Source organism: Sphingomonas bacterium, from assembly GCF_903643035.1.
Classification (GTDB): Bacteria; Pseudomonadota; Alphaproteobacteria; order Sphingomonadales; family Sphingomonadaceae; genus Sphingomonas.
In genome coordinates, this window is sequence record NZ_CAHJWW010000109.1 from 1 (window position 1) to 9,217 (window position 9,217).

The following is a 9,217-nucleotide window of genomic DNA, read 5'->3' on the forward strand; positions in this document are numbered from 1 at the left end:
GGCGGGCATCAGCCGCTCGACCGGCTCGCCGCGCAGACCGTGGCCGGGGAGCCGCTCGCGACGCTGGCGGGCGACCGGCTGCTGCAGTCGGATCAGGTGCTGGCGCTGGGCGGCTTCGAACAGGTGGCGGACCTGCTGGCCGGCCACCGCGATCCGCGCATCGCGGTGATCGGCGGATCGACCAGCGCGCTCGCCACGGTGGGCCTTCTCCTCCGCCGGGCGCTGTCGCTGGGCGCCGGCGGCGTGACCCTGCTCCACCGCCGGCCGCTCCGTCCCTTCTACCCATCGGCCGAGGCGGCGCTCGCGGACGGCTTCACCGACTGGGGACCGGACGACGTCTGCCCGGTGTCGGGCTTCGTCTACCGGCTCGCAGGGTTCCGGCTGGAGGCGCGCGAACTCGTGCTGCGGATGCTGGCGGTCGGCGGCCGGTGCCCCGATCCGCGTGTGCGGCTCCATCGGATTGCGCCCGGCGTCGACGCCGTGGCCGCCGCGATCCTGCGCGACGCCGATCTGGTGATCGCCGCGCTCGGCTATCGCCCGCACGCGCTGCCGGTCGCCGATTCATGGGGCCAGCCGATCGCGCTCGCCGCCGAGGCGGGGGGAGCGATGGTCGACCGGCACTGCCGCATGCTCGGCGCCGACGGCACGCCGCTGCCCGGCCTGTACGGCATCGGCCTCGCCGCCGGCTTCGTCCCCTGGGGCAGGCTGGGCGGGGAGGCGAGCTTCTCCGGCCAGGCGAACGGGCTGTGGCTGTGGCAGAACGACGTCGGCGCGATGATCGTGGACCAGCTGCTCGAAGGGCGGGCGGACGCGGCGACGTCACGGCACGCAATGGGGTGACCGGTCCCTCCGCCCCTCCCCGCCCGACCACCCCCGCCGTCAGCGTCGTGATGGCCGCGTACAACGGCGCCATGTTCATCGAGGAAACGCTCGCCAGCCTGGGCGCGCAGACGCTGACCGACTGGGAAGCGGTGATCGTCGACGACCGCTCGACCGACGACACGCTCGCGGTGCTGCGCGCGTGGCCGGACCCGCGCGTCCGGGTGATCGCGGCGGAGCGGAACGGCGGCCCGGTCGTCGCGCGCAACATCGCCTTCGCCGCCGCGCGCGGCCGCTATGTCGCGGGGCTCGACCACGACGACCTGTGCCGGCCCGAGCGGTTCGCGCGGCAGGTCGCCTATCTCGACCGTCATCCAGCTGTGGTGCTGGCCGGCAGCGCCGCCGCCGCGCTGTGCGACGGTCAGGTGACCTCGCTGCCCCACCCGCCGGTCACTACGCCGGCGTTGATCGAATGGCTGCTGCGGATCGAGAACCCGCTCGTCTGGTCGTCGGTGATGATGCGCCGCGACGTCGCCCGCCGGCTCGATCCGTTCACGCGGCCCGACCTGGTCTGCGCCGAGGATTTCGACTTCTATCACCGGCTGGCGCGGTTCGGCCGGATCACGCGGCTGGACGACGAGCTCACCGTCTATCGCCAGCATCGCGGTGGCATGTCGAAGCGGCTGGTCGACGCGATGCACGCCAGCGCGACGCGCGTGCTGACCGGGGCCTATGGTCCCGTGCTGGGCGAGGAGGCCGGCGCCGCCGCCGCGCTGGTCGTGCGGCATGTGATGGCGCAGGCGCCGGTGCCCGACCGGGCCACGCTGGGCAGGCTGGGCGCGGTGCTGGTCGCGTTGCAGGAGGAGTTCCTCGCCAGCCGCGATGCGGACGGGGAGGACGTGCGGCTGATCCGCTGGGAGACGGCGCGGCGCTGGGCGCGGATCGGTCGCGCGGCGCTGCGCACCGGCGGCATCGACCTGGTCGACGCGATGGCGGTGCGGCCCGATCACGTCGGCCTGGGCTATGCCGGTCCTGAGCAGCTGATCTGGTCCCGCCTGGTGGGCCGGGCGCGGGGATGGCTGAAAAGGGCCTGACGACCTAGCCCGATCCATGCGGCGGTGGCATGACGGGTCATGAGCCTGCTCGCCGACGTCCGCGCCCTGTCGCACCCGCAGCGGGCGGCGATCTGGGCCAGTTACCTTGGCTGGACGCTCGACGCGTTCGACTTCTTCCTGCTCGTGTTCCTGAAACCCGCGATCGGTCGCGCGTTCGGGGTCGACGACGCGGCGGTGTCGGAACTGCTGTTCGCGACGCTCGCCGCGCGCCCGTTCGGAGCGTTCGCGTTCGGCTGGGCGGCGGAGCGGTTCGGACGGCGGCCGGTGCTGATGATCGTCATCCTGCTGTTCTCGGGCTTCTCGGTCCTGTCGGGTTTCGCGTGGTCGTTCGCGTCGCTGCTCGTCATCCGCGCGCTGTTCGGCTTCGCGATGGGCGGCGAGTGGGGCGTGGGCGCCAGCCTCGCGATGGAGACGATCCCGCCCAGGTTGCGCGGGCTGGTGTCGGGCATCCTCCAGAGCGGCTATCCGTCGGGCTATTTCCTCGCCAGCATCGCCTTCGCGCTGTTCTTCGACCGCGCCGGGTGGCGGGGCATGTTCTTCATCGGCGTCGCGCCCGCGCTGCTGGTGTTCCTGATCCGGACGCGCGTCGAGGAAAGCCCGATCCGGGCCGCGCTGGCCGACGCGCCGCGTATCCGCCCGCTGCGCGAGATCGCCGCCAACTGGCGGATCGCGCTGTACCTCGTCGCCATGATGACGGCGTTCAATTTCCTGAGCCACGGAACGCAGGACCAGTATCCGACCTTTCTCCAGCACCAGCACGGGTTCGACGCGCACCTGACGGGGCTGCTCACAGGCGTGATGAACGCGGGCGCGATCGTCGGCGGGCTGTCGTTCGGCATCTGGTCCGAACGGATCGGCCGGCGGCGCGCGATCGTGCTCGCCAGCCTCATGGTGCTGCCCGTCATCCCGCTCTGGGCCTTCGGCGCCGGCCCGGTGGCGCTGGCGGCGGGCGCGTTCCTGATCCAGGTCGCGGTGCAGGGCGCGTGGGGGGTCGTGCCGGTGCACCTGAACGAGCTGTCGCCGCCCAGGCTGCGCGGGCTGTTCCCCGGTGTCGCCTATCAGCTCGGCAACCTGCTGGCCTCGCGCAACGGGCCGTTCCAGGCCGGGTTCGCGCAGGCGCACGGCGGCGATTACGGGCTCGCGCTGGCGCTGGTCGCGGGCGTCACCGCGCTGGCGCTTGCGGGATGGACCTGGTTCGGGCCGGAACGGCGCGATGTCGATTTCGCGGCGGAAGCCACCCTAGCCGCCGCCCCGCCGCCCCGGTAGGGAGGCGGCCATGACAATCACCCCCGACATCGTCGCCGGACACGGCCTGTCGCCCGAGGAATATGATTGGGTCCTCCAGGCGATGGGCCGCGAGCCGAACCTGCTGGAACTCGGCATCTTTTCGGTCATGTGGTCCGAGCATTGCAGCTACAAGTCGAGCCGCCTCCACCTCGCCAAACTGCCCACCACCGGCCCGCAGGTGATCTGCGGCCCCGGCGAGAACGCGGGCGTGGTCGACATCGGCCCCGGACCCGATGGGCAGCCGCAGGCCGCGATCTTCAAGATGGAGTCGCACAACCACCCGTCGTACATCGAGCCGCACCAGGGCGCGGCGACCGGCGTCGGCGGCATCCTGCGCGATGTGTTCACCATGGGCGCGCGGCCGGTCGCGAACATGAACGCGCTGCGCTTCGGCGATCCCTCGCACCCCCGGATGCGCCATCTGATCGCGGGCGTGGTGAGCGGCATCGGCAGCTACGGCAATTGCGTCGGCGTACCCACGGTGGGCGGCGAGGTGAACTTCCACCCCGCCTATGACGGCAACATCCTGGTCAACGCGATGACGGTCGGCGTCGCCGACACCGACCGCATCTTCTATTCCGCCGCGTCCGGCGTCGGCAATCCGATCGTCTACGTCGGCAGCAAGACGGGCCGCGACGGCATCCACGGCGCGACCATGGCGTCCGCCGACTTCGACGAGAACAGCGACGAGAAGCGCCCGACCGTGCAGGTCGGCGACCCGTTCACGGAAAAGCTGCTGATCGAGGCGTGCCTGGAGCTGATGGCGACCGACGCGATCGTCGCGATCCAGGACATGGGCGCGGCCGGCCTCACCTCCTCCTCCGTCGAGATGGCCAGCAAGGGCGGCGTCGGCATAGAGCTCGTCATGGACGACGTGCCGCAGCGCGAGGCGGGCATGACCCCGTACGAGATGATGCTGTCGGAGTCGCAGGAGCGGATGCTGATGGTCCTCAAGCCCGGCCGCGAGGCCGAGGCGGAGGCGATCTTCCGCAAATGGGAGCTGGACTTCGCCGTCATTGGCCGCGTCACCGACACGGGGCGCATGGTGCTGACGTTCGGGGGCGAGACGGTGGCCGACATTCCGCTCGGCCCGCTCGCCGACGATGCCCCGAGATACGACCGGCACTGGACGCCGACCGAGCCCCCCGCCCCGCTCGCGAGCGTTCCCGCGTGCGACGACGTGGCGGCGGACCTGCTGGCGCTGGTCGGCTGCCCCGACCTCGCCTCGCGCCGCTGGATCTGGGAACAGTACGACCACATGGTCGGCGCGGACACCGTCCAGCGGCCCGGCGGCGACGCGGCGGTGGTGCGGGTGCACGGAACCGACAAGGCGCTGGCACTCACCACCGACTGCACGCCGCGCTATTGCTTCGCCGACCCGCGCGAGGGGGGAAAGCAGGCGATCGCGGAGGCGTACCGCAACCTCAGCGCGGTCGGCGCGACGCCGCTCGGCGCGACCGACTGCCTCAATTTCGGCAATCCGCAGCGGCCGGAGATCATGGGGCAGCTGGTTGGGTGCATCGAGGGGATGGCGGATGCGTGCACCGCGCTGGCGATGCCGATCGTGTCGGGCAACGTGTCGCTCTACAACGAGTCCAGGGCGACGGGCGGGGGCAGCTCCATCCTGCCGACCCCGGCGATCGGCGCGGTCGGGCTGCTGGCGGACTGGCGCAAATCGGCGACGATCGCGTTCAAGGCCACCGGCGACGTCGTCATGCTGATCGGCACGCCGCGCGGCCACATGGGCCAGTCGCTGTGGCTGCGCGAGCGGCACGGGATCGAGGGGCGCGACGCCGGTCCCCCGCCCCCCGTCGACCTCGCCGCCGAGCGCCGTGCCGGCGAGTTCGTGCGCGCTCAGATCGCGGCCGGCGCGCTGACGGCGGTGCACGACGTGTCCGACGGCGGCCTGCTGGTGGCGGTCGCGGAGATGGCGATGGCCGGCAAGGGGGCCGGCGACATCGGCGCGCTGATCCACACCGACATGGCGCCGGCCGTACTGTTCGCGGAGGACCAGGGCCTGTACGTGGTGACGGTGGAGGACCACCATCTCCTACCCTTCCTCCAGGCCGCGCATGCCGCCGACGTGGACGTCGCCCGCATCGGCCGCACGATCGCCGACCGGCTGATCGTGGAGCTCGCCGACAACGACCATGTCGTCACCGTCGCCGCGTTGCGGAGCGCGCACGAGGCGTTTTTCCCTGCGCTGATGCGCGGCGAGGTGGAACTGGCGTGAGGGCGCGGGAAAAGCTATGAAACGAGCATGAAGATCGAGGTCGAGATCGAGGACACGCTGCTCGCCAAGGCAGAAGCCGCGGTCGATATGCCGAGCCGGTCCGAGCTGGTCAGCGAGGCGCTGCGGTCGCTCATCCATCGCCAGGCCTCGCGCGAGCTGATCCTCTTGGGAGGCTCCGACCCGAACGCAACGGCTGCACCGCGTCGCCGCTTCTTCTGATCCTGCCTGTAGCATCGCCGGTATGACCGCGCCGACCGTCCGGCACTTCCGGCCCGACGACGCGCCCGCCCTCGCCGCGATCTTCCACGCTGCCGTGCATGGCCTCGCTGCGCGCGACTACTCGCCCGAGCAGCGCCGCGCGTGGAGCGCCACCCTTGGTGATCCGGCCCGCTGGACCGCGCGCGCCGCAGACGGCCGTACGACGCTCGTCGCCGTCGACGCGGCAGATAAGCCGATCGCCTACGCCGATCTCGAACGCGACGGACATATCGACCAGTTCTACCGGCATCCCGATCACCCAAGCTGTGCCGCAACACTCTATCACGCGCTGGAGGCGGTCGCGCGGGCCTGGGGCCTTGCGCGCCTGCATACCGAGGCGAGCGAACCGGCCCGTCGCTTCCTTGAGCGGCGCGGCTTCGTCGCGGCTGCCCGTCGCGACTTCGTGCTTCATGGCGTTTCCATCCACAACTGGGCGATGGCCAAGCCGCTTGGCCCGGCGTGAGCCTCCCCCCCGCCCGCATCGCCACGCTGGACCTGATCCGCGGCGTCGCGGTGACGGGCATCCTGCTGATGAACATCCAGTCGTTCGCGATGCCGGAGGCGGCGTACCTCAACCCGGCGGCGTACGGCGGCGCGCATGGCTGGAACCTCGCGGTCTGGGCGACCGAGCTGGTGCTGGTCGACGGCAAGATGCGCGGGCTGTTCTCCTGCCTGTTCGGCGCGTCCCTGCTGCTGGTCGCCGAGCGCGCGGGAGAGCGGGCTGTGGGCGTCCATTTCAGACGGATGGCCTGGCTGCTCGCCTTCGGGCTCGCTCACCTCGTGCTGGTCTGGGATGGTGACATCCTCGTCCACTATGCGCTGGTCGGGAGCGTCGCCTTCACGTTCCGACGCCGGCCGCCGCATGCGCTCGTCGCCGCCGCGGTCGCGCTGATCGTCGGACAACTGGCCTTGTCGCTGAACACGCCGCTCGCCATCGACCAGATCGCCGCCGAGATCGCGGGCGGCCATCCCAGCGTCGCCGCGCTGCACGACGCGCCGCTGCTTGGCGACCAGTTCGGCATCCCCGGCCGATCGACGATCGCTGCCCAGGTCGCGCTGCACCGCGGACCCTGGACGGGGCTGGTCGCCTATCGCCTCGCCGAGGCGCCGGGGCTGGTTGCGGGCACGGTCTGGTCGGTCGGGCCGGAGACGCTGGCGTACATGTTGCTCGGCATGGCGGCGCTGAAGGGCGGGATGCTGACCGGCGGATGGCCGGACGCGCGCTGTCGCCGGATGGCGGCGGTCGGGTTCGGGATCGGCGTCCCGCTCGGCGCCCTGATGGCGTGGTGGGTTGCCGCGCGAGGCTTCGACGCCCGGACGGTGGCGTGGGAGGCGCTGGTCCTGTCCGCGCCGCTCCGGCCGCCGATGATCGCGGGCTGGGCCGCGTCGATCGTGCTGCTGCGGCCCGATGGCGCGGTCGGGTCGCGGGTGGCGGCGGCGGGGCGGATGGCCTTTTCCAACTACCTGGGTACCAGCCTCGTCTGCGCGGGGCTGTTCGACGGGCTGGACCAGTTCGGCGGCTTTTCGCGGATCGGATTGCTGCCGATCGTTCTAGCCCTATGGTTCGCGATGCTGCTGTGGTCGCGGGCGTGGCTGGCGCGGTTCCGCTATGGGCCGATGGAATGGGCGTGGCGCAGCCTGGCGCGCGGGCGGCTCGCGCCGATCCGCGGGGCCGCACGCTGACGGCTCGGCAGGCTGGCGGCAGCGGCGGCGCTGCACTCAACAATTGACTTCCACCAGCGCGGTGTTAATGCCGCCGCAACGTCCGGCAGGCTTGCGTCTGCCGGATCCGTCCGAGACAGCGGGTGGCCTCCTCTGGAAGCCTTAATGCCCCGCCGAGACGGGGACAGGATTGCCGGCCATCGGGCCGGATCGCGTCGTGGCTTGGGCCGGGCGCACCATTCCCCATCGTTGGACCGCCGGTACGGCCATCGCCGCATCGGATCGTCAACCGGGCGTGTCGTGCAGGCGACCCGCCCAGAATGGAGAATGGCATGGATCGTGGTGAAAAAGCCGCCGCCGTCGCCGAGCTCAAGCAGACCTTCTCCGAGGTCGGCGTGGTGGTCGTCACCCGCAACCTGGGGATGACGGTGGCGCAGTCGACGACGTTGCGCAACCGGATGCGGGAAGCCGGCGCGACGTACAGGGTCTCGAAGAATAAGCTGGCCCGGATTGCGCTGGACGGCACCGACTATCTCTCGCTCGGCGACATGCTGACCGGGCCGGTCGCGCTCGCCAGCTCGACCGATCCGGTCGCCGCCGCCCGCGTGGCGGTGGATTTCGCCAAGACGAACGACAAGTTCGTGATCGTCGGCGGCGCGATGGGATCGACCCCGCTCGACATGGCGGGCGTCCAGGCGCTGGCGACGTTGCCGTCGCTCGATGAGTTGCGTGCCAAGATCGTCGGCCTTCTGGTGGCGCCCGCCACCAAGATCGCGACGATCGCACAGGCCCCGGCCGCGCAGATCGCGCGCGTGCTGTCGGCCTATGCCGAGAAGAACGGGGCCGACGCCGGCGCCGAGAAGGAAACCGAAGCAGCTTAACGAAGATCGCCGCCCCGGCGAAGGTCGGGGTCTCTCAACGACAGGATCCCGGCCTTCGCCGGAGTGACAGAACAGGACAAGACACATGGCAGACCTGAACGCGCTGGTTGACCAGCTTTCGCAGCTCACCGTCCTCGAGGCGTCCGAGCTTTCCAAGCTGCTCGAAGAGAAGTGGGGCGTATCGGCCGCCGCAGCCGTCGCGGCCGCGCCCGCCGCCGGCGGTCCCGCCGCACCGGTCGCCGAGGAGCAGACCGAGTTCGACGTGATCCTGACCGGCGACGGCGGCAAGAAGATCAACGTCATCAAGGAGGTCCGCGCGATCACCGCGCTGGGCCTCACCGAGGCGAAGAGCCTGGTCGAGAGCGCGCCCAAGGCCGTCAAGGAAGGCGTGTCGAAGGACGAGGCCGCCAAGATCAAGGCCCAGCTGGAAGCCGCCGGCGCGACCGTCGAGGTCAAGTAAGCCGGAAGCGGCGAGGCGGGACAGCGCAAGCTGACCCGCACGCCGCCCGACCGGCCGGTAGAGGGGCGCCAGCGATGGTGCCGCCCCTTTTGCGTCACATCGGCTGCACGGCCCCGAGCGTCGCCTGGCACCGTTCCGGCTCGGACAGGACTACGCCGCGACGCTGTCTGGGCCGGATTGCCCGAACGCGAGCCCCTATCGCGCCACCGCGAGCGCGTGCGGTCGTGCCGCCAGCGTGTCGCTCAGGCCCGGCGCGTCGATCCAGAAGGGCGCGAGCTTGTCGCTGCCGGGGCGGACGACGCCGACTATCCAGGAGGAGGCGGTCTGGCCCTCTCCGCTGCCGCCGCCCGCCCCGCTCGCATAGACGACGTTGGCCGCGAGAACCGGCACGATCATCGGACGGCCGCCGGCCACCAGCGGTTCGACACCCGCGAGCGGCATCGCCGCGACCAGCCGTACGCGCCGCTCCTCGCCCGGCGCCAGCGCGAAGGGCGCGGTGGCG

General features: G+C 71.4%; 9 protein-coding genes and 1 pseudogene. 9 read left to right on the forward strand and 1 reads right to left on the reverse strand.

What is annotated here, in order from left to right:
* The 9 genes from HUV01_RS08345 to rplL all read left to right on the forward strand — a co-directional run.
* Positions 1–840, forward strand: an 840-nt coding sequence (locus HUV01_RS08345) for an FAD-binding protein (RefSeq protein WP_174297832.1), incomplete at its 5' end; no start/stop codon positions are given.
* A complete protein-coding gene (locus HUV01_RS08350; RefSeq protein ID WP_254606509.1) occupies positions 837–1,913 on the forward strand; it encodes a glycosyltransferase family 2 protein in 1,077 nt (358 codons plus the stop codon). The genes HUV01_RS08345 and HUV01_RS08350, both read left to right, overlap by 4 nt.
* Positions 1,914–1,952: 39 nt before the next feature.
* Positions 1,953–3,200: an MFS transporter gene (locus tag HUV01_RS08355; RefSeq protein WP_174297833.1), complete on the forward strand. Its 1,248-nt coding sequence runs from the start codon at positions 1,953–1,955 to the stop codon at positions 3,198–3,200.
* 10 nt (positions 3,201–3,210) lie between these two features.
* Positions 3,211–5,454 carry a phosphoribosylformylglycinamidine synthase subunit PurL gene (gene purL, locus HUV01_RS08360; protein ID WP_174297834.1) on the forward strand — a complete coding sequence of 748 codons (2,244 nt, stop codon included), beginning with the start codon at positions 3,211–3,213 and terminating at the stop codon, positions 5,452–5,454.
* 27 nt (positions 5,455–5,481) lie between these two features.
* Positions 5,482–5,673 (forward strand): type II toxin-antitoxin system VapB family antitoxin, encoded by a 192-nt coding sequence (locus HUV01_RS08365; protein WP_174297835.1) that lies wholly within the window; start codon positions 5,482–5,484, stop codon positions 5,671–5,673.
* Positions 5,674–5,695: 22 nt separating this feature from the next.
* The gene (locus HUV01_RS08370) at positions 5,696–6,175 is read left to right on the forward strand and encodes a GNAT family N-acetyltransferase (RefSeq protein WP_174297836.1); all 480 of its coding nucleotides are present in this window, start codon (positions 5,696–5,698) and stop codon (positions 6,173–6,175) included.
* Positions 6,172–7,395, forward strand: a complete 1,224-nt coding sequence (locus HUV01_RS08375; RefSeq protein WP_174297837.1) for a DUF418 domain-containing protein — start codon at positions 6,172–6,174, stop codon at positions 7,393–7,395. Before HUV01_RS08370 ends, HUV01_RS08375 begins: the two co-directional genes overlap by 4 nt.
* 311 nt (positions 7,396–7,706) lie before the next feature.
* Positions 7,707–8,255, forward strand: coding sequence for a 50S ribosomal protein L10 (rplJ, locus tag HUV01_RS08380; RefSeq protein WP_174297838.1), 549 nt, complete (start codon positions 7,707–7,709; stop codon positions 8,253–8,255).
* Positions 8,256–8,340: 85 nt separating this feature from the next.
* On the forward strand, positions 8,341–8,715 hold the full coding sequence (rplL, locus tag HUV01_RS08385; protein WP_174297839.1) for a 50S ribosomal protein L7/L12: 375 nt from the start codon (positions 8,341–8,343) through the stop codon (positions 8,713–8,715).
* Positions 8,716–8,910: 195 nt separating this feature from the next.
* On the opposite strand, the pseudogene HUV01_RS08390 reads toward rplL, so the two are convergent.
* Positions 8,911–9,217: pseudogene (locus HUV01_RS08390) on the reverse strand (hypothetical protein); the annotation flags it as partial.